Here is a 22887-nt window from a genome sequence, read left to right as displayed (position 1 = left end):
GACGACCTTAAAACGTCATCAGGCAGAGCTGGGCTGTGTATCGTTCGCTATCCGTTTCCGGCGTTGAGTAATGCACCGGCTCGACATTGTTCAAAGCCGCGTTATGGGTGCGCCAAATAACATTAAATTCGCGGCCGTCGTAGTGCGTCAGCGTCATCTCCAATTCGGGTACGTCCGTCCAATCGCGCAACGTACGTAAGATACTCAAATCAAGCCACACCCAATCGCCCGATAGCGTAATCGGACGACCGTTTGCCTTAATGCCTTGTTGGATGACCAATCCGCCCGACAAGGTGCGCTGCGGAGCGGCCTGCGCCACCTTGTTCCATTCAAATTCATCGTCCCAGCGCATATCCTGCGGCAGATGTACGGCCACGCCATTGTCTTTCCGTTTCAGCGTCCATTCTTGATTTGCCATTTCAGACGGCCTTTGCGTATTTTTCTCAAAACCCTATTAAAACAAAAGCCCCGAAAATCGGGGCTTGGCATGGTTGCAGTCAGATGGTTGCAGGCCGTCTGAATTATGTCGTGCGCTTTAATGAAGCTTCTAAACTATTCATAAAACCGTTAACAGCTTTCTCGGCAACCGCTTGGTCGCGCTGCGCCAAAATTTGGTTAAGCTTTTCCGGGTCGATATTAACCTGCGGATTGCCGATTTGTTGCAACCGCTGGGCGGCATTACTGTTACCATACGAACCTTGGTTGCGGACTTGCTCTTGCGCGGCAGATTCGGCGCGCTTGCTGCGCTGCCTGTTGTAAATCTGTTGCTGCAAATCGATTTGACGCTGATATTCGCGCGCAACGTCGGTTTGTTTGAGGCGGTTGGCATTGTCGAGTTTTTGTTGCAGCTCACGGATTTTTCTTTCTTGCTGCAAAGAATAAACCGCCTCCGTATTGCCATTAAGCTCGGCAAGTTCGGCCTCAAGCGCGCGGGTTGCATCATGTGCTTCTTGGCGCAGGGCATTCAGCCGGCGTTGGGCATCGGATATCGCATTGCGGAATTTTGTCAGCTCAGTATTCCCCAATTTATCGGCAGCACGAGATGCCGCGCTGGCCGCATCGTTCAAGATATCCTGTGTCACTGCGCCTTGAGCAGAAGCATTGGTCAGCCTTTGCATCGCGGTATTCGCGTTGTAAATCTGTTGCGTGTACTCTTTCATCTGAGCAGCGCGGAATGTGGCCTCCATGCCCAACTTAATCCCGGAGAACTGTCGGTTCATCAAATCCAGCTGCTCATTATTGAGCTTGTAAAAGCCTGCCGTTTGCGTCAGACGGTAGCCGTAATCACTAAATGATTTAGATGCATTTGCCGCCGCTTTAGCTGCATTGTCTGCCTCCGCTGCCGCCTCTTTGTTGGCTGTCGCCACTTTTCTGACCGATTGGGCATGGTTTTCCGCTGCTTGCGAGCCTTTTTCATGCGCGGCTTTCGCGGCTTCGCCTGTTTTAGCGGCAGTATCGTTTAGCCCTTGATAAGCGGCTTTTGCTTTTTCCGCACCACCCGTCGCCGCATCGCCCAACCGGGCAAGCTGCTCCTGCGTCAACAGTGCCGCGTCTCCGCTGGCTTTGAGCTGGTGTTGAAACTCGGCAAATTCCTCCTTGCTTTTAAGTTTGCCCATCATGGCCTCAAAGGCTGCCTGTATCAGCTTGGCATCTTTTTGACCGGCCGCCGCCGCTTCTGTCGAGGCTGTCTGAAAATCAGCGAATGCCTGCCGCGCGTCGCTGCTGATACCCGTCATCACGGCCTTGCTGTCCACGCCGATTTTGGCGAAGGCGTCGGCAACCTTGTCCGTCGACTCCCTTGCCGTATCTCCGATTTTCTTAATTTCCTCGGCCGTCAGCCCGGATTGTTTGCCTACCTTTTCCAATTCGGCCAAAAGAGCATCGGTTGATTCTTTACTGTCCATCTGCTTGAGCGCGGCCTGAAACACCCGGCCCATCTGCTCGGCATCATTACCAAACTGAGAGGCAACACGCGAAAAATTGGCAATACCTTCCGCCGCCTTTTTGCTCATGCCGGTGGTTACTTCTTCCGCCGTCAAACCCAAAGCCTCAAGGGCTTTTTGTGCTGCGGCGAGCTCGCCCGTATCTGCGCTGATTTTGACGTTTTTCTTGTCAAGTTCGGTTTTCAGTTCAGCGGTTTTGGTGCGTACGTTTTCCAGCTTGATTGCCAGCTCACTGTAAAAGTCGCTCGTTTCTCGTCCGTCGGCACGCAATGCCGCCATACTGTGTTCTAATGCTGACAACTCTGTTGCAGACGCACGATATTCGGCTTGCAGGGCTTTGATGGCGGCGGCTTCCTCTTCGGCTGCCTTTTTCTTGGCGGCGGCAGCTTTTTCGGCTGCCTCCTGAGCTTTTTTATCCGCTATCTCCAACTCGCGCTTAATTTGGGCTTCGGTTTTGAAAAACTCGTGATACTTGTCGAGACCGCCGGTGGTAAACAGACTATCCAAAATGGCAGGAATACGGGCGAGGTTATCGCCGAAAATTTTTGCTAAATCCGTATTTTCGCGTAGCCAGCCGCCCACACCACGACCAACCTCGAAAGCAGCAAACAATAATCCGGCATTGGACGCCGCCGTCTTGAGATTTTGAGCCAATGCTCCCGCAGCCGCCGCGCCATTACCGAAACCGTTACCGGCAGCAGCGGATTTGAGCGCAATGCCCAGCTCTCGTGCAGCGACAGTGGTAGACAGGATGGATGCTTTGGTTGCTTCAATTCCGACACGCTGGGTCGCAAATGATGCCGATACCGCACCACCGGTCAGTCGAACAGCCGCCTCATAAGCCTTGACGGCAACTGCGCCTGCTGCGAACAGTGCGGCAAGTTGCGTCAAGGCAGGGAACTCTTCGGTAATCGCTCCGATTGCACTTGCCACACTGCCGGACGTACTCGCCAATAGAGACACTAAAGGCAGCAACTTTTCGCCGACCTCGATGGCAACATTGATGATTTCCTGCTTGGCTTTGGCAATCTGCGCCTCGCTGGTAGACATGGCGTTTGCCACCTCTTTTTGCATCGCGCCAACGACTTGTCCCTTGTCGGCGACCAAGCCCAAAGCCTTTTCATATTCGCCCAACGAGCCAACCAAAAGCGCGATGTCGTCGCTATATTCCGTACCGAAGAGTTGCGAGAGCGTCAGGGCGCGGCTTTGTTTATCCAAGCCTTCGAGTTTGTGCAAGAAGTCCGTCAAAGCCTGCTGCGGATTGGCGGCGATATTGGCCGCCATCTCATCAGCAGACGTACCGATACCTTCCAAGGCCGCCTGAAAGTCTTTGCCCTGGCTTTGAGCGGTTTGCAGTTTTTGCAGCATGGCATTGATGGCGGTCGCAGCCACTTCGGGCGGTTTACCCAATGCTATAAATGCGTCGGCAAGCGCGGCGGCTTCGTCGGCAACCAAGCCGAACTGTTTCGCCGTACCGCCGATACGCGCCATCGCCGCAACAATGTCTTTTTCTCGTGCGGCGGTATTGTTGCCCAAAACGTTGATGGCATCGCCGAGCTTTTCCACTTCGCCGATTGGGAGTTGGAACACGTTGGCAATCGTTGCGGCGGCATTGCCTGCCTCTTCCGCGCTCATCCCAAAGGCAACCGACATCTTGGACGCAATAGCGGTAAATTCCGACAATTTCTCAATCGGAATGCCGAGTTGTCCACCCGCTGCGGCAAGCTCGGCCATTTCAGCGGCGGAAATGCCTAATTCCGCGCCCATTTTCTTCAGCTCGTCTGAAAGTTGAGCGTACTGCTCGTCCGTACCGTCAGCGACTTTTTTCACACCCGCCATAGCGGTTTCAAACTTCATCGCCTCGCGGGTGGCAAACGCCAAGCCGCCCGCACCACCAACCAAGCCCTGAATCTCCGAAGCAACCTCGGCAATAGACGGCTTCACGCCTTTCAGGCTGGCTTCAAGTTCGCGCACCTTGCTTTCCTGCAACTGCGCCGCCCGGGCTAATTCTTCATGCGAGAGTGTGCCGCTGTTTTTAAGCAATTCGTAGGCGTCTTTGGTCTTTTGGATTTCCTGCCGTGCCTTGTCGTCGGTATCGATGCCGAGCTGGATTTTGGCATCGGCGATCGCCTTTAGGGTTTGTGCTTCGGCGGTCAGGCGGTCGAGCTGCGCCGTTGCGGCGGCGGATTCGGACGACAGGCGCGCCTCTTCGGCGGCAAGATTTTTGACGGACACGCCCGACACCGACATCGCGTCGCGGGCGGCATACAGCTTGCCCGTCAGCTCGGTTTCGCTTTTTGCCAGGCGTTCGGATTCGGCGCGAAGTTTCGCCAAATCGGCCTGCTGTTGCTGCGTACCACCGCCGCGCATGGATTTCTCCAACGTCGCGGTCAACTCGTCCAGTGCACGCATTTCTTTAGCGGTATTGTCCAATTCCGCCGACAACGCCTTATATTCTGCAATTGCCGCCTGTTGCGCTTGAGCCTTCGCCAGCGTTGCGCCCAGCTCTTTCGCTTCGGTGGTCAGCTTGCCCGTATCGATGCCCGCCGCCTCGATGGACTGCGCCAGCGCGTCGATGTTTTCAACGCCGGACACGCCCGCCTTAATCTCTAAACCTGCCTGAATATTCGCCATTATTTAATCCTGTTTTAAAACCCGTTTAAAAAAGGCCGTCTGAAACCTGCCGCCGCTGCGCCTACACGCAGAAGCCAGTTTCAGACGGCCTTTGTTTATTACCGAATCTTTAGTTGTTGTACGACGTGAAGGAATAGGTCGAAGTTTCGCCCGAAGCCAACACCGCCGTGCCTTTGAATTCCGCCGTATTAAAGTCGTCGCCGAACCAGTCGATACTGCCGTCCGCCGCCAGTACGGCATGGGGGATATGCAGGATGCCGGTCTCGCCGGTAACGCGGTTGCGGCCGTCGACGTAGATTTCCAAGTCCAATTTAGACAAGGTCGCGGCAGAGACTTTATAGCCGCCGGAATCTCGGGTTTTGTAGTCGACGGTGATGTTTTCGCCTTCGTTGACGGTATCTGCGACCGGCAGGATGGTAATCATGCCCAAGGTGGCATTAATGTCCAAATGCTTGGCATCAACATTGGCGTTTGACTTGTTTTTGACTTTGACGGTAGCCGGGTCGATGTTGCCGTTTGCCAGCTTGTACGCCATGCCTTTTTTGCCGATGGTCACGGTCTCGCCGGTAACGGTCTCCGCCGTAGCCGCGATGACGGCGGCTTCGCCCATCAAAGCCAATGCCAAATTGTCTTTATCGAAAGTATCGAGCTTCAGACCGATTTCGGTAGGCTTGACGGTTTTCAGGCTGTCCAGTGCGCTGCCATAAGTGCCTTTTTGCTTGGACACGCGCTCTTTGGTTTCCACGCTGGTCTGCGTGGTCAGGGCGGTGGTGTTGCCGATGTCGATAAAGCCTGAGCCTTTTTGATTGAGGTTGCGTACCTTGACGTCGCCCTCAAAGATTAAGCCGTGGTCGTTTTGTTTTGCCATGTGGCAGCTCCTTTAGTTTGCCGCCTGCACGGTATCGCAGGCGAATGAAATGGGGTAAAAAGCAAAGCCATCGTTGTATTCTATGGATGGCGAGGCGATGCGGCGGAAAGGGGTAACGGCATATTCGTCGCCCGCGTCCCAGCCTGAAAACGCCCGTTGGATTGCCGTCAAGGTCTCGCCGACCTCGTACAGCGTGGATTTGCCGTTGGCGGTATAGCTTCGCGCCAAAACAAAGGTAAAGTGCAGCGTCGATTTGAGGAATTTGCCGTTTTTCGCTTCGTCGGCAAAGGTCGAGCCGCCGTAAACGACATAGACCGCGCCGTCCAGCGGGGCGGCTTTGCGTTTCACCGCGCCTTGGGCGAGCAGCTCGGCAAGTTCGCCGATCTCCTTGACCGCCTTAATGCCTTTGACGGTTTTCAGACGACCTAGGATTTCAGGATAGACCGCCAATAAGTTTTCATGCTGTTTCAAAGCCATATCAGACAATCAATCCTTCCAGCCAATCGGACATTAAATCGTCAATGTCCTGATAATCTTGCGAAGACAAGCCCAAAAACGGACGCGCCGGCATGGTTTTCGTGCCTTCCTGCGCATAAACCGAGTAGCCCATTACCGAGCCGGTAATCACGCTGTTTGCCGATGCCTCGTGCGTAATGCTTGCCAAGAGGTTGCCGTGGTCTACCAAAATCCCGCCGCGTCCGTTTTTGGCTTCTGCCGTAGCGGGGCTGACATCCTGCCAGCGTTTGCCGTCAGGCGCGGTTTTGGTTTCGGCGATACGGCGGCGAGTCGAAGATTCGAGGATGCCGCCGATAGCGCGTAAAGGCTCCTCAAGGCTGCCGTTCAACCTGCCCGACAGGCGGTTCAGGCTTTGGGCGATACGCGACAAGTCGTGCGATACCGTAATCCGCATTGCCTACTCCTTCAGCCATTCCCGCAAATCGGGTTCGGCATTCACATAAACGGCACACGTTGATGGTCTGCGGTCATCCGATACGCGGCTTTCGTCCAGCATATTCGGATTTTTAACGACCATCTTCAGCCAAGCGATTGCCGACTGATAACGTTCTTCGACAATACCTGTTACCGCATCGTCGTAGAGGTAGTAGCGGGCGATGTCGCAGACTTTGATTTTCAAAACCTGCGGCGCGGTGTCGTTGGTAAAAAACAGTTTCGCCGCCCGAAGGTAGCTTGCCGCTTCTTCTTCCGCATCGGCAATTGCCGCCGCCATCACCGCTTCGTCTATGGTTTCGTAGTTCTCATGATTCGACCGTTCCGCCATTTCCTGCTCGCCGAAACGCGTAATCATGTCTTGGATGGTAATCATGCCGTCCTCCGTTTTCAGACGACCTTTAAAACTTCCTTAAAGGCCGTCTGAAATCCGTTTAAGACATGGTCAGCGTTGCCAACAACTCGGGGCGCAGCGCAATCGGCAATGGATTGGACTGCATATGCAGGCTCCAGCCTTTGTCGTGCTGAAATTTCTCGCGGCTGGCGTAATACGGCAGGGCGCGGGTGTTGACGGTCGCGTTCATGTCGGCAGGTGCGAAATACTCTTTGTAGAGATTGCGGCCGACCGGCAGCAGAATGGCTTTGTCCGCACCGATGTCGGCGTCGCTGCCGAAATGGTTGGCATACTCGATAAAGCGGATGCCTTTGTGGACAAACTCGGTCGGATTGAGCGTATCGCCTTCGCGGTAGGCGCGTGCTTCGTCAAAGCGTTTGTACACTTCGAAGATAGACTTATGCTCTTTGAGCGCACTCAAAAACTCCATGCCGCAATAGACAACCCAGCCGCGCACTTGCGCACCGTTGAATTTTTGGCGTTGTTCGGACAAGAGCTTGTCCAATACCGCGCCGACTTTGGTCGTGTCTTTCGACAATTCGATGTTTTGTGTTTTGCGCTGCACTTTGAAATCGGTATTGATGTCCAAAATCACGCTGCCGTCCGCATCCAAAATCTTGCCTTGCAACGCGCCGAGCATCAGGTGCTCACGGGTGTATTCAAGGTCGGATTTGCCGCCGGCCAGCTTTTCGTTGACCTTGTCCATGACGGTCGCGGCTTGGGTTGTGCCGAAAGCACGCAGGTTTTGTACGTCGTCCGCGCGGATGACGTCATGAATCGGCAGGTGTGGGATTTTGACGGTACGCACGGTGCGTTTCGGACTTTCGACCGCCTGGCCGGCCGTACCGCGCTCTTTGCTGGCTACCAAGTGGACTTTGCCGTCTTGGAACTCAATGTCGGCATAAGTGGTGGTCAGATATTCGGGTTCGAAAATACCCAGTTCGCGGATTTGGCTTGCGCCCGGGTCGATTTTGTTGACGGCGGTGGTCAAAGCCTGTACGCCGAATTTGCTGTTGTCAGATAAAGGCATGTTTTTTCCTTGTGGTTACAGGTCGTCGTCACGCGAGTTGACTTTACGGTTAACAAAATAAACGATGCCGTATGGATCGCCGTCTTTATTCAGCTGCTCCATCACATCACTTGACGATTTTGATGCGCCGGCGCGAATTACACTGTCTGAGCATTGATCCAGATTAATGATGCAATTGTACGGCTGTACGATGACTTTACCGTCGGCTTCATCTGTCAACGCTAGCAGCTTGAGACTGCCGCGGAAATTCCAATTAACAAATGTACCGGCTTTTGTGCCTTGCGAAGCAGCAATCGCCACACGCGTCAACGGCGTCGCTTCGTATTTCAAAAAGTCGGAAATAGCAGGGCCGAGGATTTCTGTTTTCACTTTAGACATAAGCGCCTCCCAATAAGCCTTTGTGGCTGGCGACGGAGAATTTGCCCTCCGCCTCGCCGGTGTGTTCGGATTCGCATTTGCCTGCGCCTTCGCTCAACAGTGCGGGTGGTACGGCAGACTGGGTGGCTTTCGGCTTCAGATCGGCAATCATGGCTTCTGCCGCTTCAATGTCGGCAGACAAAAGCACGGTCATGGTTGCGTCGGACAAGCCTTCAAACTTGCCGTTTTCGCCTTCCTTAAAGCCGGCGGCGGACAATTTCGCCTTGACTTGGTTTTTCTTGGCAGCCGCTTCGGCTTCTTTCAGCTTTTTCTCGGCTTCGGCTTTTTCAGCCTTGAGCGTATCGACTTCCGCTTTCAGGTCGTCAAACGCTTTCTTTTCTTCGGGTGTCATAGATAACTCCAAAGGTTGTTTAAAAATATCCGGCAAGGGACTGCCGTCCGACAACACCACCGCCTCCGTCTCGCCATCTACACCGACGGCGGTAAACGACACCTCGCGTATCGCACAACGGCGCAGGATGACGGCCGGCCCGGTTACTTCGTTGCCGTTGACGGACAATACTGCGCCCGCCGCCAGCTCCTCGTAGGATTCCGCCTGCGCGTAAACCGACATTTCCCAAGGGAAACCTTGGTCGGCTGCTTCGGCGATCTGCGTGCCAAACTCGTTGGACAACAGACTACCTTCCGCAATCAGGCCGTCCGCCGTTACCGACAGGCTGCACACGCCCGCCATCTTGACGGGGGAATGCTCCAACAGGACGGGGACGGACGCTTTGTGCGACAGCTGGGCTAAATCGACGACTGTCTGATAACTGCCGTAGCCGAAGGGCTTGCCCGAATTGGCAACGCCTTTAAAAGTACGCACCTTGTCGGCACCGGTCGCCAGGGCAACCGGCAGAGCGGCGGACAATTTGATTTTGAGGGGGGTGTTGTTCGTATCCATTGCTCCATTTTGCCTTGCCAAGTTCAAAAAGACGGACGGCAGGATTTCACTTCCCAATCCAAATGCAAAAGCCGCCTAAAACCCGAATATCAGGTTTCAGACGGCCTTTGAAAATCCTCATGCGTAAAATATGAAAATACCCACTTTAAAACCGCTTTAGAATCGCGTTAGATTGATTTTCGAGATTCTGACGGGGGTTTGCCTATCTTCGGCATCCGACCCGCCTAAAATCGCAAATTTGGGGCATATCCAAAAATGCAGACGGCAGCGGTTTAAAAAAACGTTTTCAGGGGGCTTTTAGGGCTGCGTCAGATTGCATTTAAACTCTCGGACATATCTTTTCCTATCCTGACCGATAAACGCGTTAAAACGTGGAATTTGAGCGTTTATGAAAAAGGCCGTCTGAATCGGTTTCAGACGGCCTTCGGGTTATACAGGTTTAAATCTCGGATCGGCTTCCAGGGCGGTTTTTAAATCGGACTTGTACGGCTTAATCCACTCGGACTTTTCAGCAGCCTCAAGTATCCATCCGCATACACGGGAAAATGCCGCAGCGGACAAATCCGCAATCGAAAATACGCAGCCCGAAAACTCGCCCTGCATTTGCTCGGCTGACTCCTTGTCAATTTCAGCAAGACGCGGGTACAGATAGTCCAACAATTCGGACGGGGCGGTTTTCCCGCCTAAAAATACTTTTACTTCGCGGCTGACATACAGTTCAGACGGCATGACTTACTCCGATATTTTTACCAATAAGCGGACTTTATCCCGCTGTTCTTTCGGCAATGATAACACATACTGCAACAATTTATGCCGGTTTACCGCATTCAGATGGCGCAAATCAAGCGGGACAATATCGGCTTTGTTGAAATGCTCTTGAATATTGTCAACCTTCCCTTTCCATGCGTCGGCGGTGTGCGCAAAATAACGGTTCATCAATTCCGCACGTTCGGGATTTTCGGTAAACATAAAATCCAGTTTTACCCATTCTTCACGGGGCAGGTCGTCTGAAACAATCAGATAATCGGCTTGACCCTTACCTTTCTCTACGGGCAAATCAAACACCTCCAGCCTATCCCCCGTTTCAGCCTGCCACGCTGCCGCAGCTCTCGCTTCGTGGTTTTTGGTATTGTTGGCAGACTGCTCTTTTGTCAACCTGCGCACTTCTTTTTCCGACACCTTGTCCGACAAAGCCAACACCGCCACTTTATCAGACGGCACGCTATACCGCTTGTCCAACCACGCCTCGCGCTCGGCAATCATGGCGGCCAGGGCTTCTTCGCCGTTTCGCTCGCCAAACAGCGCGTCCATTGCGCCCAGCCGGTCGCCGTGGTTGTGCGCGAAGCTCGGCGTGATGTCGTCGGGAATCAATACCGTTTCCCCCGTGCGCGGATTGGTAAACTCGACCATATCTACATCAGGCTCGCCGCTGATGCCCTCGCGCTCTGCCTGCCGACGAGTCAGCGCGGAAACCGAGCATTTGCAGCCGTAGCCGTTGGGCGGAAAGATGACTTTCCAAATGTCGTGGTCAACCGGCAGGACTAAGCCGTAGTAGCGTTTATGGCTGTCGCGCGGATGCCCGGCGGCGGAATGGTTGTAGCGCAAATACGGCAGGGCTTTTTTGTTTGCCTGTATCCGCTGCCATTGCCCCGCCGCAAAGGCGGTTTGCATATTGGTATTGAAAATGGTTTTCAGACGGCGCGTACTGCCGAGCTGTACCAATTTCGGCTCGCCGTCCAGCGGGTCGGTCATCACTTGCTCGCCCCACCAGCCTTTAGCCATCAAATACGGTTTTAAACGCTTTTTAAAATCGGCAAACGCCGTGCCGTTCTGCTGCGCAGATTCAATGGCGTCTTTGACTTCGGCAAGCATATCCGCGTCCATCATCTTGGCGACGGTAAAGGCAAGGCTGTGTTGATACAACCAAACATCGTAATGACTGAATCCGGGCAGGATTTTCTTAGCCTTGAAATGCTCGAAAGCGGCTTTATCGACTAAGCCGGCGAAGCTGTATTCAATCCCGTCCATCGCCTGCTCCGTCAGCCCAAGCCGAAAGGCCTTCTGAAACCAAACGCTGGATCAAGAGATTGTCGCCCTTGCTCAAATCAAGCTTGGACAGTTTCGCCTCAAATTCAGCGTAGTCTTTGCAGCTTTCCAGCAAACCCAACACTGCCTCCATCTTCGGTCGGGCGATTGCCTGCTCCGCCGTATCAGGCGCATTGCGGGCAAGGCCGTCAGACAGGCGCAGGCTGAATTTGGCGGGCGCAGGGTTTTCAGACAACGCTTTCGGGTCGCGCAGCTCGAAATGTTCCGGCTCAAAGCCCAAGATGTCGCGGTAGTAGGTTTCGGTCAACACGAGCTGCCCCGTATCCATATACATCTTGTCGCGTTCGGCTCGGGTTTTATCAACCTTGATTTCGTCTTCAAACTCAAACCATACGCCTTTGGGCGCATTAATCGGCTTGCCGTAGGCATTGTTGACCATCACAAGCGCGTCGATAAAGTGCTGTGCAGCGCGGGAGAGCAGAGCGAGATACGCGCCGATGCGCTCGTCGCGGTTGTTTTCTTCGGTTTCCTGACTGGCGCGGCTGGCGGTCTCAAGGTCGCTGGTTTTGACTTTGCCTAACAGCGTTTTTTGGATACGCGCATTGGCAAGGTTTTCCAGTCGGCGGAATGCCTGACCATCCGCGCTGTTTTGCAGCATCATCACATCGTCTTCGCGTTCGATACTCAACGCGCCGCCGGAAACAAAGCGGTAAAATCGGCTCATGAAGCTGTCGTGGTCGTCGTTGCTGTTGGCTTGGATTTTAGCGATCAGATAAGGCTGGGCGTAGCGCGTAATAAATTGTGCGGCATAAACAAAGCCTTTTTTACGCAATGCAACCGGCGCATACAGCCGCGCCGCCGCCATTTCGCCCGCAGGATTGGTTGAAGTGGCGCGGTGGGTAATAAAGAGATACAGCACGTCCGTATTGCAGGCTTCCTCACCGCCGCTGCCGCGATACACCAGCGAGCCGTCGCGGTAGGGAACGTATTTCGCCAATTCGCCGCTTTTGTTGCTGATATGCTTAATCGTCAAAAAGCCGTCGGGTTCGGGCTGATAAACGTACCGACCGACACCATAGCCGCCCAAACGCGCCGTCAACACGATTTCGGCAAGTGCGGGCAGATGGCGTTTCAGCGTTTTCCACAAGCGGTCTTTGTCATCGTCATTCAAGTCCTCGCCATAAATGCGCCACGCCTTGTTCTGCATGGCGGAATGCAAATCCTCCAAACAGGCAGCCACCTCGTCATCGCTTACCACCGCGTCCAATGCCTGCTGCCTGTCCACGCCGAGACGCGAAAGCAGCGCGTCCGTGCCCTCCATATTGGAAAACAGGCTTTCCAGCGCATCTTCGGTCGCGCTCGTCAATGTCTTGATGGCGGTTTTTCGCGTTGCGCTTTTAATCAATCCGAACATAATTTTCTACTCCAAAGGTCGTCTGAAACCGTTTTCAGACGACCTTAAAATCAATACTCTTCGCCACGGGCCGCCAAAAAACCTTCAATTCCAGCGACAATAAAATGTAGATTTAATAGCCGCCCAGCCTTATAGCAGGAGACAACCTCTTGCAGATGTGCAATCGCTTTATCCAAACCACGCTCGAGGTACTCAACATCCTCTGTCAGCTCTTTTTCACGAGCGGTTATACGTTTTCCATCACACATTGTTAAATCTCCAACATCGGCACAGGCAAATCAATCGCCCGCGCTCTGTTTGATACATTGCCCGTCGTTGCCGCCATCCACAGCATATGCAACGCATCGGGGCCATCGTCGTGGTCGGCTTTCGGGAAGTGACGCAACTGGCTAATCAGCGTCTTTTGGTCGGGGTTGAGCAAAATCAGCCCGTTTGCCATATGTGGCTGTAAGGTCTCAATCCGCAACATCTTGTCCGATGACGGCTTGATACCGCGCACCGGAATATGCACACCCGACCGCGCCCCACGCTTAATCAGCTCGTCCTTGAGAAACTCTTGAAATTGCACCGTCTCAACCACCCACAATACCGGCTTGACCCGCGCCTCTTTTTGGATGCGGATCACGTCCTCGATAATCAAATCGGGCAGGCGTTTTTTGACTTGGGCAACGGTTACAAACAGACGGCCTGTTGATTTCTGATAACCGCCGACCAAAATCGCCGACGGGTCACGCCCCGCGCCCGCTTTACCCAATGACGGGTCGAGCGCGCCGTAGTACACCAAATCGTCCGGCAATTCCGACCAGTATTTGATGTTTTCGGCAAACGGCGCATCTTCGCCGCTGACCGGGTCGTTTTGGTACTCACTGTCAAATGTCGCATGGCCGTCGCGGGCGCGGATTTTCATCAGCGCGAGTACGCCGCGAGCCGCCCAGCTTGTTTGTGCGCCGCGCTCCATCTCGTCTTTGTTGGCGAGATAAAACGCCTCGGCCACCGTCTCGCCGTCGTTGCGGAAAAGTTCCTCCCATCTGTCCCACAAATCCATGCGGTCGGGCCAGCGTTTCATCGCCTTAAACTTAATACCGTGCCAAAACGGGTTATTCAAAGTGCGGTTAAGTACGCTGTCGTAATGTAAAATCGTGCCGATATAAATCACATCGTATTTCTGACCGACACCGCCCAAAGGCAATACAGTCTTAGTCAGCCACGCATTGAGCTTGTCGCGCTGTTCCGGGTTGCGGACTTGTTCGTCATTCTCAATATCGTCCAAAACAGTTAAGTCAGGACGGTAAGGGCCGTGACGCAAACCGCGCAGCTTTTTACCGCTACCGGCCACTTGGACTTTAACGTCATTGGCCGTCACAATCGTACCGGCCTGCCATACACGGCCTTGCCCGCATACTTCCGGAAAGTCGGTTTTCAAGCGTGGATTAAACTCAAGTTCTGCCTTAATGGCCTCCAGCATCGGATACGCTTGGTCGATACTGTCCATTACGATGACCGCATAATGTTTTTGGCCTGTCACAATACACCACAGCGTAAACAACTGAGTAACCTGCGTCGATTTACCCTCGCCACGCGGCGCACCTACCGCCTCATTTTCCCCTTTGGGGGAGCGGATAATCTCCGGCAGACGGCTGAATAAAAACGCATGCAGTTCGGATTTCTCAGGCGAGCGGATATAATGGGGGAAGTAGGTATTCACGAAATATTCGTAACCGCCTACCGGGTCAAACACCTTGGCACGGCGTGCAGCAATAGCCTTTGGCGATGCATCGAAGCCGTCCACTTCCGCTTCGATGACTTGGCGCAGGCTGGCGGCCAGTTCGGCAAGGGATTTGAGGAATTCTTTATTTTTCATATGGAGCGCTCAAAATGGATTGGTTAGACAGAAACCTGCAACACGAATTTTTGTCAGAGCTTTATAAGGTTTATCCAGACAGTATTACTTATGACTACTATATAAATGCCGCTATCGCCCAAACTAGTGGTGTTATAGAAGCAGAAGAAGATGCTTCGTTTGTATTAAAACAATCCGCAAATCTGCAATATTTAGCCGAACATGGCTTGGTTGTCTTCGACAATGAGACTCTCATAACCGCTACTGTTAAAATCACGGCCAAAGGCATAGACTTCCTTATGGATGATGGCGGCCTTTCTGCTATTCTTGGGGTTGTCACAGTCAAACTACACAGTGACACTATTCAAGCTTTGCTCAATACAAAAATTGACCAAGCAGATATCCCTCCGGAAGAAAAAAGCAAGCTAAAGGTTATCTTAAGCAAAATGGGAGATGTAGCATTGGCGAAACTTACCGAGAAAGCCATCGACGCTGTTACATCTCCTCAAATTATCAATCTGCTGCAAAGTTTACAAGGAAATACAATATGAATATCGATTACTCACTTGCAAAAATCCTCGAAAACGGCCGATACACACCATCAGAAATAAAAGATCTATTGGAAGAGCAAGGCTTCAGCATTACATTGCCTAAATTGACCGAACACTTAAATCTTCAGGTTGCTCTTGGCATGGCACACAGACGAGAAGACGGCACGTTTACAGCATTGTCGGTTTAATACAAAGGGTCGGGTTTGATACTCCGACCTTTTTTTCAGACGGCCTTGTAATAGTGAACGACAGGTTTTTTTAGCGGTTTGGGATAAACCTTGAAACAAAAAGGAAGTGGCTCTCCCGTTTTCATTTCATGCATGGCGGACATAAAGTAAAAAAACTGGTCGGCCAGCCAAAACAACGGCTCCAGCTTATAGCGCGGTGCGACTGCAGGAGTTTCACTTTCCCAATCGGCAATCCAAATCGGGCAGAATAAAAACCAGCCCTTATGTGTGTATTCGACTTTCAACTTATCCAAACTTCTTCTCCACTTCCGCCCCAAACGGCTCCAATACCTCCACAAAGGCAGGCAAATGTTTGGGGTGTTTTTCTTGCACAAACGCCATCAAGAACTCAATCAATTCCAAAGCCGTCGCCAGTTTTGACGTTTCCGGCATCACACGGGCATTGGCTGATACGGTTTTCGTAAACGCATCGGCCAGGCTGGCCAACAGCTTGGCGCGGTCCGATGGCGGCAAATCTTCGGTACTCGAATCCTGCAGCATCGTCATCGTGCTGTTGTACTGCACCATAAAACCGGCCAACATCGCACGGCTCAAGTCCTCAATACCGCCGCCGGCCAAAGTGTAGGCAGCGCGCATCTTATCCCAGTCGTCGCCTTTTTCCTTATCCGCACGTTTCCACGCACGCGCAGTGGCCTGCGGGATTTCGCACATTAAGGCCGCCGTTTCCAAAGTTTGCTCGCCGCTCACATAGAGCCGGCGTAACTTTTCACGGATTTCTTGCGGGTGAGCCATAATTACAGTCCCATTTTCGCTTTAAGCAATTCCCAGCCGACCGTAATCACACCGCCGCCCAGTGCGCCGAATGTAATGGCCGTGCGTTTCGTGTCTTGGCGGATTTGTGCAATTTCCGCCTGCATTTCCTTCTGATTTTTCAGAGTTTGATCAGTCTTGTTTTCAATACGCGCCAAGGCTTCTAAAATCGGGTCGCTCATTTGTCCGCTTTCCTGTCTAATTTTTCATTCATTTTTTCAAGTTTGTCTTCGATGCGCTCCAAAGACGCCGCGATATTTTTTCGGTCGGCTTGGGCATCTTGCTTGGTGTGATAAGAGAGCTTGACCGCGTGCAGCTCCTCTTTAAGGTCGTCAATACGCTTGTCCGCCTCTTTCAGACGGCCTGAAATACCGTTGACCCAAAACCAAAACGCCGCTGTCGCAATCGGCCACAGAGTTTTAAAACCAAATTCAAAGTCCATTTAAAACCCCTTTAAACCGGCACATCGCCAAATACGATACGCACTGCATAGCCTTCGGGATGACGACTAGCCGCCTCGACCTTTTGGCCGTCAAAAAAGACCGAATAATACTTTCGCAAAATACCAATCACATCAGCAGGGGCGGTCGCGGAAAACTCCACACAAAAGGTCGTCTGAAAATCCTTATCCATACGCACTGCGTACTCAATGCCCGCCTTATCCAATAGGTCGGAAACATGAATGACAAACGGCTCTTGTTCGCGTGCGCGGCTTAAGCCCAATTCCAAGTCCGCATGGCGGCAGGCGACTGTTCGTTGTACCAACTCACGATAAGTCGTCATCGCGCGCCCTCCGAACCGTCAACTTCCGCTTGACTGTTGACCCAGTCGCGCCACGCTGCGTTTTGGTTTTCCAGCTCTGAAACATAGCCGCCAAACTCGACGGCATGTTCCAACAGCGTGGCCGTCTTGCCGTCTTTCGGCGGATTCGGGCGTACCGGCGCGACCATCAATGCGGCAGGCGGCATCGGCATGACCGCCTTTTCGACAACCTTAATTTCCGTAGCCGAGGGCGCGGTTGTAGAGCTGCAGGCCGTGATGGCCAAAGCCGTCAATACAATTACCGCTTGCATTTTTACGGTCTTGAGTAAGGACATTTTCGATTTCCTTTTTATTTTCCGTTTTCAGACGGCTGACTTCCGCCTGTTTTTTCGCCAAAGCCATACCGACGGCGTGTGCTTTGACTTCATATTTTTTAGCTTCCGCACGCGACTGTTCCAATTCGCGCGCATAGTTTTGAGCCGACAACAGCAGGGCTTGCGCCTTGTCGCGCTCCATTTTCTCAATGACCGCTTGCTGCTTCGCAAATGCCGACTTGTAGCCTTGATGGTGCGACACCGCCAAGCCCGTGCCGACAAGCGCGATGATGGCAATCGGTTGCCAGTTATTCGCCAGCAGTTTCACGAGATTCATTCTCGACCTCCTGACGTTTCACGCTGACAAACGAGCGCGCCACCGCATAGCCGCCCACAATGCCCAAATACACCGCCCAAATCTCCGCCGACGGGTCGGGCAACATCACAAACTTAAACGTCCCCGCCGCGCAGGCAACGTTTGCCCACAGTTTCGAGTGCGACACATTGCCTGTCGCCGGGTTTTTAAAAATATCCAAAATACGCATTGCTATTCCACACTTTTGGTTTGCAGGTGCCGTTTCAGCATTTCCTGATAATTGGCCAGTTCGCCCTCCGCAAATTCGAACGCAGCCAAGTTTGCCTGTTCGCTTGCCTCGCGGCTTTTGGCCGACCACAGCTCAATCATCTTTTCGTAAAACTCAACCTGTCCCATGATTAACGACGATTCTTGCGTTTACGCGCCGCACGTTTCGTAGCCGCCACACCCGACTTACCCAAGCGCATAGACGGATGTTGTTTCAAATAGCCAATACTGGCAGGCTTAATCTCAAATTCAGGCAGCTGCGGTTTCAAGACAGACAGAGCCAAAGCAATCAAAGACTTTTTCATACCTTCGCCGCTCCCAATTCCATCGCAATCGCGTCCGCAATCGCGCGGCAGATGCCCCATTTAGTAGTCTTAAACAAGGCCAAATCAGTGTCGTTACTGATAAAAAACGGCTCAAACACAATGCCGCCGGCTTGTGCATAAGCCAGGCGCGAATGCTGGCCCGCATTGTCGGGTTTAAAGCCGTCTTCGCCGCGCAGTTTCCAGCCGGTTTTCTTGGCAACAGCTTTGCTCAACACCTGACACCAGCGTTTGTTTTTCGGCGTACTCAAAGCCTCAATGCCAGTGGCCGTTTTCGCGGCCGCAGCATTGGTGTGGAACTCAATCGCCACATCTGAGCCGCGAATCAGCTTGACCGCATCGCGCAGCGGCATATTGCCTTTGCCCGTGCCGTCGGTTTTAACGGTCAAGCCGTAGTCATCGCGCAAGATAGATGCCACGATGTTGCGCATATCCTGCGCCAAGTCCGCCTCACGGTCGCTTCCGTTGACCGCGCCCGGGTCGGTGTTGCTGTGTCCGGCGGTTAAAGTTACAGTTTTGCCCATAAACATCTCCGAAAATCAAATCACAATTTATTTTCAAAACCTTATTTAACCTTTTCAGACGGCATAAGACGGTCGGCACAAATGCACTTACTGTTCCGCAGACAAAAAAAGCCCTGCAAAAAGCAGGGCAAAGGTCCACTCACAAGAAACACACAACACAATCAAGCTGCAAATAAATCCGTCTGCGCTCTTGCCGCCGCCTCACGGTCGGCCTCTTTCAAAATGTATCGGATATTGCGCGTAGACAGCCGATGAGCCAATACCAGCTCGCGCACAATAACCAAATCGCTCATACCCTCCGCGCTCATCTCATCATACTGCCGACGTATAAATCGGTTGCGCAGCTCACGCATTGCGTCCCAGCAGCGTGGAATAGCCAAGAAAGGCTGACCGGCATAGGCTCGCTCCAATCGTCCCGCCGCCTCCTCGCCAATGTCCTCGACCAGTTGCGCGTGTAAAATTCGGCTCTGACGCGTATTGCGGCGACGGTTGGAAATCGGGTAATTCGTCCCGCCCCAAACCTTAACCATGTGAAACGCCGCCTCCAGCCCAATGACCGTAATCATCGCCACCACGCTCTGCGGCAGAAGATGTTTCACATCCTCAAAGTCCTGCTCTGTCATCTCCCAACTTACACTCATTCCTATTCCTCCTTCTTCTTCCGGTTCGCCGCAATCTGCAACGCCGCCACCAACTTGTGCATATTGCCGTCGGACAACCATTCCACACGGTCAACCTTAAACATCTTTTTCGCCGTACCGTGCGCATAATTCCAAGTCCAGCCGTTATCCAGCAACAGGGCTTCGATTTTGCGCATCATCGGATCGGCAGAGCTTCGGCGGTTCGGGCGACGGCCTGCCGTTTTCTTCGGCGCAAACCCATGTTGGCGCAAATCCTCTACTACGCGTTCCAGCTCGGGGATACTGCACTCGGTACACGACCGCTTGCCCGTTACGCGCTCCAACACTGCGCGATAGGTACCATCATCCAAGCCCAACTCCTTTTGAGCGATTTTAATTTTTGCAATCAACGCCCGGCGCATTATTTCTCCAATACAACATATAGTACAAATTAGCGCATATTATACCAATAAAATACAATATATAGTATTAAGTCGATGTTTTTTTTTGCAAAACTGACAGACATAAAAAAGCCGTCTGAAACAGGTTTTAAACCCCATTTCAGACGGCCTTTAATCAAGCTTTAAACGCCAAAGAAAAATAAAATCAACGCAAGAAAAAACCAAACCACCCCGAAGCAGTAATAAATAAAGGCTTTTTTTCGGGCGCGCATAGCCTCTTTTTCTCCTTCTTTCACTTTTCCCCACACGAGAAAAGCGGTTTCCAATTTTCGGTTGGCATTTTCAACTTGAGCGTGGATGTAGAAGGAATCGCGTGCGGCAATTCTTAAAAATTCCAGCTCATCAGTATTTAAATTTCCGTTTTCCATCACACCAACTCCTGCTCCGTAGGCTCAATCACAAAATCCTCAAGCCCCGACACAATCTTAATTCCCGGCACTTGGCCGTCTGAAAAACGCTCTTTTTGATTCAGGATGGCATCTTTGTCGATTTCCTTTTTTGTGCGGACAAACTCGGCAAAGGCGGATTTCTCCGAGAGCCACGCCAAGACGGCGGCCACGCCCGTTACCTTGACGGATGGCGGACGGATGCGCCATTTAATCAGGCCGGTAGTAAAGTCCACGGTTTTGGTTTTACCGTTTTCCGTCAGCTCGTCCTTATGTGCCTCGCAGTAGGCGGCCACACGTTCGGTCAGGCTCATGATTTCGGCACACATCGGCGCGGCTTTGGCGGCATATTCTTCTTCGATGACCGCTTTTTTGTCTCCTGCCTCGGTTTCCAGGCGTTTGACTTCGCGCTGCAAGTCGCCGATTTTGCGGATAAACGCAGTAACTTCCGCTTTGTCTTGTGCCGCTTCGATAGCGGGCTGTTTGATTCGGGTTTTAGCCATTTTCTTTTCCTTTCGTTCTAAAAATCTTGATCTGATAAGTCTCGTAAAATTTGACTTAAAAAATTCTCGTGGAGGGCTGTTTGCCTTTTCCTCAGATAGCCGGCGGCGGCATGTCCGGCAAAGATTGCAGGAGTTTTTCCACTTTCCTCTTCCAATCCTTTGATTTCAAAATCAAATAAGTTTTTGGTACTATCTTTAATGGTAATAATGACTTTAGCCATTTTCTCTTCCTTCCTTAATTGAAGATTTTTTGATATACCTGGATTGCAGCCAATTGATTTGATGCGTCGATTACGAATTTGCGACGATCTTTTTGGGCATCACGTAACATACTTGCAATAAATTCCGTGGTTAGCCCAGCAATCAAATCAACTTCGTCAATTTGCTTACCCATTGGGATTTCGGGGAGTTCTATCTTTAACTTACCGTTTTCATTACTAATTTTAAAAACATACACTTTCATTTCACTTTCCTTTCTTGTTTAAAACATCTTTCACTTCCGCCATTTTCTGACGGCCTTTTTCTTTGTCCGGCGCGGGCTTCGCCAACATCGCCCTCGGTATCAACCGTGGCGGTAGGTTGCGGCGCAGTTCGGCGGGTTGCGGCCATGTTTCTGCCGCCTGCAACACCTTAAACCCCGTCTGAATCCGTATCGGGTCATACTCCGGCGAGACGATTTCCTTGGCTTCCTTCAGTTGCTGATACCAAATTTCTGCGACTACCGGCAGGTCTTGCGCTGCGGGGCGGTTGGGCAGATTGAGCGCGGCGAGCAATGCAAATCCTGCCGCGATTTCCCGTTTCGCCCAATCATTCCCCGCCCATTCGCCCAAGGCTGCCACACCCTGCCGCAGCTTGGACGGCGCGCCACCTTCGCCCCCTCTCCCCGTGGGAGAGGGCTGGGGAGAGGGCAACCCCGAACCCTGCCACTGGCTCACAATCTCCAACAAATAACCATGCGATTTAAGCGGCAGTTTCAGACGGCCTTGGTCGCGTGCGTTGACCGTCTCGTTAAAGCTGTGAATCCAAGCTTCGGTAGGAGCGGGGAAACAAACCCCGTCACGCGCCGCCTCCTGCGCCTTAATCATCGGCAGCAACTCATTCAGCAGTTTCGCGGTACGCGCCCAAGAGAGCTGGGACTTGGCAGGGCGGAACAAACCGATATACCGTATTGCCGCCTTGCCTAATTCAGCATCCATCTCCAACACAGCCTTTAATACCGCTGAAGCCTCCGCATCATTGATTAAGGTGTCCAGGCTGCGTCAAGATCATCTTTATTTGGTCTAGTGATATTCATCACGCTTCCTCCCATAAATTTATCGCCCGCGCCAAAGTTTCCGCCTCGGCAGTCTTCCACATCCCGTCCGGCGACCGCGCAGCGATTACAAATCCCTCGCCGTCCTTCTTCATCAACATCAGCTCGCCACGGTCTTCGATCCATTCTGCAATTTCTTTTACATTCATTTCTTAAATCCTTTTAAATCAATACCTTATATTTTCAATAAGGCAAAAAAATATAGAGCAACATCAACGGCTTACCGTTTTAATTGTCGTCATATCCGTCATGGCATTTGCCTATCATGTGCAACACGACGATTCGGGCCAGCATTTCAAGCCAAATCCCCAACAGCACCAACACCGCCAATCCGACAACAAACCAAATCATTTTTTCTCCTCCTTCTTCTCAGCAGGCCGTCTAAAACGCGCCTGATATTCCTCAATTTCACGCTCCCGGCTTTTTTGCGCCATTCGCGCCGTCGCACGCCTGCGGTGTTGTCCCCAAGCCTGCCAATCCGTATTACGTCGTCCGAAACTCATTTCACACATCCTTTCACAATCGCCTTATCGCCATATTTCGCGCGGATTTCCTTAAGCGCACGTTCCAAAGCCTCTTGTTTCGCCGTAGGGCTCAATGGCTTATCGCTCATAAACAATCCCCTTCATTTTTTCCTCCGTACTCATCGACTCGTATTGCTCGCCCAAAGCTTGAGCCTCCAAATCCGCCATCCGCTCGCGGCGTGACATTTCCAACTTCGCCGCCGACACCACCGGCTTAGAGCAGCTATGCAGCATCGTTCCCCCCAAAACTACCCAAAACAACAACCAAAAAGCCAAACCGATCCACTTGGTTTTTCGTTCGCAAAACAAATTAGACATTTTCCTATTTCCTTATAAATCAATTACTTAATATTTTCTCAAGGCAAAAAAATTATTGCGTACCCAATCCGCCTTCACTTGAGCAGCCCATTCCTTGGCTTCCTCTTTGCTCTCGAAGCGTTTCCGCAGTCGGCGGATTTGCAACCATGCAAAGCCTTCTTTGCGCTTGCCGCGTATATCCGCACGCCAAATCTTCCGCCGTTTATGGGTTTCATAATCGTGCCAAGTGTCCTCATAGACTCCGGCGTGTACCGCATATTCGTGTCTCAT

At 52.3% G+C, this 22887-nt stretch carries 39 protein-coding genes; 2 read left to right on the top strand and 37 right to left on the bottom strand.

From position 1 onward, the window contains the following. Positions 1-7: 7 nt before the first annotated feature. The 14 genes from O3681_RS08140 to terL form a co-directional block, all read right to left on the bottom strand. Positions 8-418 (bottom strand): hypothetical protein, encoded by a 411-nt coding sequence (locus O3681_RS08140; protein ID WP_049335950.1) that lies wholly within the window; start codon positions 416-418, stop codon positions 8-10. Positions 419-521: 103 nt separating this feature from the next. Next, on the bottom strand, positions 522-4577 hold the full coding sequence (locus tag O3681_RS08135; protein WP_371459694.1) for a phage tail tape measure protein: 4056 nt from the start codon (positions 4575-4577) through the stop codon (positions 522-524). A 109-nt stretch (positions 4578-4686) separates the two neighbouring features. Continuing rightward, positions 4687-5445, bottom strand: a complete 759-nt coding sequence (locus O3681_RS08130; RefSeq protein WP_371459693.1) for a hypothetical protein — start codon at positions 5443-5445, stop codon at positions 4687-4689. Between the two features lie 12 nt (positions 5446-5457). Further along, entirely contained in the window at positions 5458-5922 is a 465-nt protein-coding gene (locus O3681_RS08125) for a hypothetical protein (RefSeq protein ID WP_049335944.1), read from the bottom strand. A 1-nt stretch (position 5923) separates the two neighbouring features. Further along, positions 5924-6355 carry a phage virion morphogenesis protein gene (locus O3681_RS08120; RefSeq protein WP_371459692.1) on the bottom strand — a complete coding sequence of 144 codons (432 nt, stop codon included), beginning with the start codon at positions 6353-6355 and terminating at the stop codon, positions 5924-5926. 3 nt (positions 6356-6358) lie between these two features. Further along, on the bottom strand, positions 6359-6769 hold the full coding sequence (locus O3681_RS08115; protein WP_049323787.1) for a phage protein Gp36 family protein: 411 nt from the start codon (positions 6767-6769) through the stop codon (positions 6359-6361). Positions 6770-6827: 58 nt separating this feature from the next. Further along, the gene (locus tag O3681_RS08110) at positions 6828-7817 is read right to left on the bottom strand and encodes a major capsid protein (protein ID WP_371459691.1); all 990 of its coding nucleotides are present in this window, start codon (positions 7815-7817) and stop codon (positions 6828-6830) included. A 15-nt stretch (positions 7818-7832) separates the two neighbouring features. Next, positions 7833-8195, bottom strand: a complete 363-nt coding sequence (locus tag O3681_RS08105) for an oxaloacetate decarboxylase alpha chain (RefSeq protein ID WP_371459690.1) — start codon at positions 8193-8195, stop codon at positions 7833-7835. Beyond that, complete coding sequence (locus tag O3681_RS08100) at positions 8188-9138, bottom strand: hypothetical protein (RefSeq protein ID WP_371459689.1); 951 nt, start codon at positions 9136-9138, stop codon at positions 8188-8190. Before O3681_RS08100 ends, O3681_RS08105 begins: the two co-directional genes overlap by 8 nt. Positions 9139-9567: 429 nt before the next feature. Beyond that, on the bottom strand, positions 9568-9867 hold the full coding sequence (locus O3681_RS08095; RefSeq protein ID WP_371459688.1) for a glycine cleavage system H protein: 300 nt from the start codon (positions 9865-9867) through the stop codon (positions 9568-9570). Between the two features lie 3 nt (positions 9868-9870). Then, a complete protein-coding gene (locus tag O3681_RS08090; RefSeq protein WP_063076050.1) occupies positions 9871-11166 on the bottom strand; it encodes a phage minor head protein in 1296 nt (431 codons plus the stop codon). Continuing rightward, complete coding sequence (locus tag O3681_RS08085; RefSeq protein WP_063076051.1) at positions 11153-12598, bottom strand: DUF935 family protein; 1446 nt, start codon at positions 12596-12598, stop codon at positions 11153-11155. The genes O3681_RS08090 and O3681_RS08085 overlap by 14 nt, the downstream gene beginning before the upstream one ends. Before the next feature lie 50 nt (positions 12599-12648). Next, entirely contained in the window at positions 12649-12846 is a 198-nt protein-coding gene (locus tag O3681_RS08080; RefSeq protein ID WP_063076052.1) for a hypothetical protein, read from the bottom strand. Between the two features lie 2 nt (positions 12847-12848). Further along, the gene (gene terL, locus O3681_RS08075; RefSeq protein ID WP_371459687.1) at positions 12849-14459 is read right to left on the bottom strand and encodes a phage terminase large subunit; all 1611 of its coding nucleotides are present in this window, start codon (positions 14457-14459) and stop codon (positions 12849-12851) included. 14 nt (positions 14460-14473) lie between these two features. On the opposite strand from terL, the gene O3681_RS08070 reads away from it, so the two are divergent. Both O3681_RS08070 and O3681_RS08065 read left to right on the top strand, forming a co-directional pair. Further along, positions 14474-14989, top strand: coding sequence for a hypothetical protein (locus O3681_RS08070; RefSeq protein WP_371459686.1), 516 nt, complete (start codon positions 14474-14476; stop codon positions 14987-14989). Beyond that, entirely contained in the window at positions 14986-15177 is a 192-nt protein-coding gene (locus tag O3681_RS08065; RefSeq protein WP_371459685.1) for a hypothetical protein, read from the top strand. The genes O3681_RS08070 and O3681_RS08065 overlap by 4 nt, the downstream gene beginning before the upstream one ends. Positions 15178-15212: 35 nt before the next feature. On the opposite strand, the gene O3681_RS08060 is transcribed toward O3681_RS08065, so the two are convergent. The 23 genes from O3681_RS08060 to O3681_RS07950 all read right to left on the bottom strand — a co-directional run bounded on the left by O3681_RS08060 (position 15213) and on the right by O3681_RS07950 (position 22887). Further along, positions 15213-15470 carry a hypothetical protein gene (locus O3681_RS08060; protein ID WP_153068315.1) on the bottom strand — a complete coding sequence of 86 codons (258 nt, stop codon included), beginning with the start codon at positions 15468-15470 and terminating at the stop codon, positions 15213-15215. Beyond that, a complete protein-coding gene (locus O3681_RS08055; protein WP_004520456.1) occupies positions 15463-15969 on the bottom strand; it encodes a DUF1804 family protein in 507 nt (168 codons plus the stop codon). Before O3681_RS08055 ends, O3681_RS08060 begins: the two co-directional genes overlap by 8 nt. A gap of 2 nt (positions 15970-15971) precedes the next feature. Continuing rightward, positions 15972-16169, bottom strand: a complete 198-nt coding sequence (locus O3681_RS08050) for a hypothetical protein (RefSeq protein WP_002219313.1) — start codon at positions 16167-16169, stop codon at positions 15972-15974. After that, positions 16166-16429: a hypothetical protein gene (locus O3681_RS08045; RefSeq protein WP_371459684.1), complete on the bottom strand. Its 264-nt coding sequence runs from the start codon at positions 16427-16429 to the stop codon at positions 16166-16168. Before O3681_RS08045 ends, O3681_RS08050 begins: the two co-directional genes overlap by 4 nt. Positions 16430-16440: 11 nt before the next feature. Continuing rightward, positions 16441-16770, bottom strand: a complete 330-nt coding sequence (locus O3681_RS08040) for a hypothetical protein (protein WP_070630692.1) — start codon at positions 16768-16770, stop codon at positions 16441-16443. Then, on the bottom strand, positions 16767-17084 hold the full coding sequence (locus O3681_RS08035) for a hypothetical protein (protein WP_371459683.1): 318 nt from the start codon (positions 17082-17084) through the stop codon (positions 16767-16769). The genes O3681_RS08040 and O3681_RS08035 overlap by 4 nt, the downstream gene beginning before the upstream one ends. Then, the gene (locus O3681_RS08030) at positions 16981-17400 is read right to left on the bottom strand and encodes a hypothetical protein (RefSeq protein WP_263339325.1); all 420 of its coding nucleotides are present in this window, start codon (positions 17398-17400) and stop codon (positions 16981-16983) included. The genes O3681_RS08035 and O3681_RS08030 overlap by 104 nt, the downstream gene beginning before the upstream one ends. After that, positions 17372-17608 carry a hypothetical protein gene (locus O3681_RS08025; RefSeq protein WP_002219316.1) on the bottom strand — a complete coding sequence of 79 codons (237 nt, stop codon included), beginning with the start codon at positions 17606-17608 and terminating at the stop codon, positions 17372-17374. The genes O3681_RS08030 and O3681_RS08025 overlap by 29 nt, the downstream gene beginning before the upstream one ends. Positions 17609-17610: 2 nt before the next feature. Then, positions 17611-17775: a hypothetical protein gene (locus O3681_RS08020; protein ID WP_371459682.1), complete on the bottom strand. Its 165-nt coding sequence runs from the start codon at positions 17773-17775 to the stop codon at positions 17611-17613. 2 nt (positions 17776-17777) lie between these two features. Continuing rightward, a complete protein-coding gene (locus O3681_RS08015; protein ID WP_371459681.1) occupies positions 17778-17951 on the bottom strand; it encodes a hypothetical protein in 174 nt (57 codons plus the stop codon). Next, positions 17948-18493 carry an N-acetylmuramoyl-L-alanine amidase gene (locus tag O3681_RS08010; RefSeq protein WP_049360271.1) on the bottom strand — a complete coding sequence of 182 codons (546 nt, stop codon included), beginning with the start codon at positions 18491-18493 and terminating at the stop codon, positions 17948-17950. The genes O3681_RS08015 and O3681_RS08010 overlap by 4 nt, the downstream gene beginning before the upstream one ends. Before the next feature lie 161 nt (positions 18494-18654). Next, positions 18655-19023 carry a Mor transcription activator family protein gene (locus O3681_RS08005; protein ID WP_371459680.1) on the bottom strand — a complete coding sequence of 123 codons (369 nt, stop codon included), beginning with the start codon at positions 19021-19023 and terminating at the stop codon, positions 18655-18657. 113 nt (positions 19024-19136) lie between these two features. Continuing rightward, on the bottom strand, positions 19137-19535 hold the full coding sequence (locus O3681_RS08000) for a gp16 family protein (RefSeq protein WP_371459679.1): 399 nt from the start codon (positions 19533-19535) through the stop codon (positions 19137-19139). A gap of 161 nt (positions 19536-19696) precedes the next feature. Then, complete coding sequence (locus tag O3681_RS07995; protein WP_049336424.1) at positions 19697-19942, bottom strand: hypothetical protein; 246 nt, start codon at positions 19940-19942, stop codon at positions 19697-19699. Further along, the gene (locus O3681_RS07990) at positions 19942-20463 is read right to left on the bottom strand and encodes a host-nuclease inhibitor Gam family protein (RefSeq protein WP_003751187.1); all 522 of its coding nucleotides are present in this window, start codon (positions 20461-20463) and stop codon (positions 19942-19944) included. Before O3681_RS07990 ends, O3681_RS07995 begins: the two co-directional genes overlap by 1 nt. Positions 20464-20480: 17 nt before the next feature. Next, positions 20481-20684: a hypothetical protein gene (locus O3681_RS07985; protein ID WP_285070083.1), complete on the bottom strand. Its 204-nt coding sequence runs from the start codon at positions 20682-20684 to the stop codon at positions 20481-20483. Positions 20685-20698: 14 nt separating this feature from the next. After that, the gene (locus O3681_RS07980) at positions 20699-20926 is read right to left on the bottom strand and encodes a hypothetical protein (RefSeq protein ID WP_371459678.1); all 228 of its coding nucleotides are present in this window, start codon (positions 20924-20926) and stop codon (positions 20699-20701) included. Between the two features lies 1 nt (position 20927). Next, entirely contained in the window at positions 20928-21659 is a 732-nt protein-coding gene (locus O3681_RS07975; RefSeq protein ID WP_371459677.1) for a hypothetical protein, read from the bottom strand. A 97-nt stretch (positions 21660-21756) separates the two neighbouring features. Beyond that, positions 21757-21924 carry a hypothetical protein gene (locus O3681_RS07970; protein ID WP_192830391.1) on the bottom strand — a complete coding sequence of 56 codons (168 nt, stop codon included), beginning with the start codon at positions 21922-21924 and terminating at the stop codon, positions 21757-21759. A gap of 79 nt (positions 21925-22003) precedes the next feature. Next, entirely contained in the window at positions 22004-22126 is a 123-nt protein-coding gene (locus O3681_RS07965) for a hypothetical protein (protein ID WP_256388732.1), read from the bottom strand. Further along, positions 22123-22278 carry a hypothetical protein gene (locus O3681_RS07960; RefSeq protein ID WP_002246176.1) on the bottom strand — a complete coding sequence of 52 codons (156 nt, stop codon included), beginning with the start codon at positions 22276-22278 and terminating at the stop codon, positions 22123-22125. Before O3681_RS07960 ends, O3681_RS07965 begins: the two co-directional genes overlap by 4 nt. A gap of 99 nt (positions 22279-22377) precedes the next feature. Further along, entirely contained in the window at positions 22378-22617 is a 240-nt protein-coding gene (locus tag O3681_RS07955; protein WP_371459676.1) for a hypothetical protein, read from the bottom strand. A 27-nt stretch (positions 22618-22644) separates the two neighbouring features. Next, entirely contained in the window at positions 22645-22887 is a 243-nt protein-coding gene (locus O3681_RS07950; protein WP_025457345.1) for a toxin PIN, read from the bottom strand.

Origin of the sequence: Neisseria sp. 27098_8_158, from assembly GCF_041433145.1 — a bacterium.
Lineage (GTDB): Bacteria > Pseudomonadota > Gammaproteobacteria > Burkholderiales > Neisseriaceae > Neisseria > Neisseria subflava_E.
This window is presented reverse-complemented; position numbering and strand designations above follow the sequence as displayed.

Coding starts and splice junctions, on each gene's coding strand:
- O3681_RS08140 (WP_049335950.1), bottom strand. CDS start 418: ATGGCAAATCAAGAATGGACGCTGAAACGGAAAGACAATGGCGTGGCC.
- O3681_RS08135 (WP_371459694.1), bottom strand. CDS start 4,577: ATGGCGAATATTCAGGCAGGTTTAGAGATTAAGGCGGGCGTGTCCGGC.
- O3681_RS08130 (WP_371459693.1), bottom strand. CDS start 5,445: ATGGCAAAACAAAACGACCACGGCTTAATCTTTGAGGGCGACGTCAAG.
- O3681_RS08125 (WP_049335944.1), bottom strand. CDS start 5,922: ATGGCTTTGAAACAGCATGAAAACTTATTGGCGGTCTATCCTGAAATC.
- O3681_RS08120 (WP_371459692.1), bottom strand. CDS start 6,355: ATGCGGATTACGGTATCGCACGACTTGTCGCGTATCGCCCAAAGCCTG.
- O3681_RS08115 (WP_049323787.1), bottom strand. CDS start 6,769: ATGATTACCATCCAAGACATGATTACGCGTTTCGGCGAGCAGGAAATG.
- O3681_RS08110 (WP_371459691.1), bottom strand. CDS start 7,817: ATGCCTTTATCTGACAACAGCAAATTCGGCGTACAGGCTTTGACCACC.
- O3681_RS08105 (WP_371459690.1), bottom strand. CDS start 8,195: ATGTCTAAAGTGAAAACAGAAATCCTCGGCCCTGCTATTTCCGACTTT.
- O3681_RS08100 (WP_371459689.1), bottom strand. CDS start 9,138: ATGGATACGAACAACACCCCCCTCAAAATCAAATTGTCCGCCGCTCTG.
- O3681_RS08095 (WP_371459688.1), bottom strand. CDS start 9,867: ATGCCGTCTGAACTGTATGTCAGCCGCGAAGTAAAAGTATTTTTAGGC.
- O3681_RS08090 (WP_063076050.1), bottom strand. CDS start 11,166: ATGGACGGGATTGAATACAGCTTCGCCGGCTTAGTCGATAAAGCCGCT.
- O3681_RS08085 (WP_063076051.1), bottom strand. CDS start 12,598: ATGTTCGGATTGATTAAAAGCGCAACGCGAAAAACCGCCATCAAGACA.
- O3681_RS08080 (WP_063076052.1), bottom strand. CDS start 12,846: ATGTGTGATGGAAAACGTATAACCGCTCGTGAAAAAGAGCTGACAGAG.
- terL (WP_371459687.1), bottom strand. CDS start 14,459: ATGAAAAATAAAGAATTCCTCAAATCCCTTGCCGAACTGGCCGCCAGC.
- O3681_RS08070 (WP_371459686.1), top strand. CDS start 14,474: ATGGATTGGTTAGACAGAAACCTGCAACACGAATTTTTGTCAGAGCTT.
- O3681_RS08065 (WP_371459685.1), top strand. CDS start 14,986: ATGAATATCGATTACTCACTTGCAAAAATCCTCGAAAACGGCCGATAC.
- O3681_RS08055 (WP_004520456.1), bottom strand. CDS start 15,969: ATGGCTCACCCGCAAGAAATCCGTGAAAAGTTACGCCGGCTCTATGTG.
- O3681_RS08050 (WP_002219313.1), bottom strand. CDS start 16,169: ATGAGCGACCCGATTTTAGAAGCCTTGGCGCGTATTGAAAACAAGACT.
- O3681_RS08045 (WP_371459684.1), bottom strand. CDS start 16,429: ATGGACTTTGAATTTGGTTTTAAAACTCTGTGGCCGATTGCGACAGCG.
- O3681_RS08040 (WP_070630692.1), bottom strand. CDS start 16,770: ATGACGACTTATCGTGAGTTGGTACAACGAACAGTCGCCTGCCGCCAT.
- O3681_RS08035 (WP_371459683.1), bottom strand. CDS start 17,084: ATGTCCTTACTCAAGACCGTAAAAATGCAAGCGGTAATTGTATTGACG.
- O3681_RS08030 (WP_263339325.1), bottom strand. CDS start 17,400: ATGAATCTCGTGAAACTGCTGGCGAATAACTGGCAACCGATTGCCATC.
- O3681_RS08025 (WP_002219316.1), bottom strand. CDS start 17,608: ATGCGTATTTTGGATATTTTTAAAAACCCGGCGACAGGCAATGTGTCG.
- O3681_RS08020 (WP_371459682.1), bottom strand. CDS start 17,775: ATGGGACAGGTTGAGTTTTACGAAAAGATGATTGAGCTGTGGTCGGCC.
- O3681_RS08015 (WP_371459681.1), bottom strand. CDS start 17,951: ATGAAAAAGTCTTTGATTGCTTTGGCTCTGTCTGTCTTGAAACCGCAG.
- O3681_RS08010 (WP_049360271.1), bottom strand. CDS start 18,493: ATGGGCAAAACTGTAACTTTAACCGCCGGACACAGCAACACCGACCCG.
- O3681_RS08005 (WP_371459680.1), bottom strand. CDS start 19,023: ATGGTTAAGGTTTGGGGCGGGACGAATTACCCGATTTCCAACCGTCGC.
- O3681_RS08000 (WP_371459679.1), bottom strand. CDS start 19,535: ATGCGCCGGGCGTTGATTGCAAAAATTAAAATCGCTCAAAAGGAGTTG.
- O3681_RS07995 (WP_049336424.1), bottom strand. CDS start 19,942: ATGGAAAACGGAAATTTAAATACTGATGAGCTGGAATTTTTAAGAATT.
- O3681_RS07990 (WP_003751187.1), bottom strand. CDS start 20,463: ATGGCTAAAACCCGAATCAAACAGCCCGCTATCGAAGCGGCACAAGAC.
- O3681_RS07985 (WP_285070083.1), bottom strand. CDS start 20,684: ATGGCTAAAGTCATTATTACCATTAAAGATAGTACCAAAAACTTATTT.
- O3681_RS07980 (WP_371459678.1), bottom strand. CDS start 20,926: ATGAAAGTGTATGTTTTTAAAATTAGTAATGAAAACGGTAAGTTAAAG.
- O3681_RS07975 (WP_371459677.1), bottom strand. CDS start 21,659: ATGGATGCTGAATTAGGCAAGGCGGCAATACGGTATATCGGTTTGTTC.
- O3681_RS07970 (WP_192830391.1), bottom strand. CDS start 21,924: ATGAATGTAAAAGAAATTGCAGAATGGATCGAAGACCGTGGCGAGCTG.
- O3681_RS07965 (WP_256388732.1), bottom strand. CDS start 22,126: ATGATTTGGTTTGTTGTCGGATTGGCGGTGTTGGTGCTGTTGGGGATT.
- O3681_RS07960 (WP_002246176.1), bottom strand. CDS start 22,278: ATGAGTTTCGGACGACGTAATACGGATTGGCAGGCTTGGGGACAACAC.
- O3681_RS07955 (WP_371459676.1), bottom strand. CDS start 22,617: ATGTCTAATTTGTTTTGCGAACGAAAAACCAAGTGGATCGGTTTGGCT.
- O3681_RS07950 (WP_025457345.1), bottom strand. CDS start 22,887: ATGAGACACGAATATGCGGTACACGCCGGAGTCTATGAGGACACTTGG.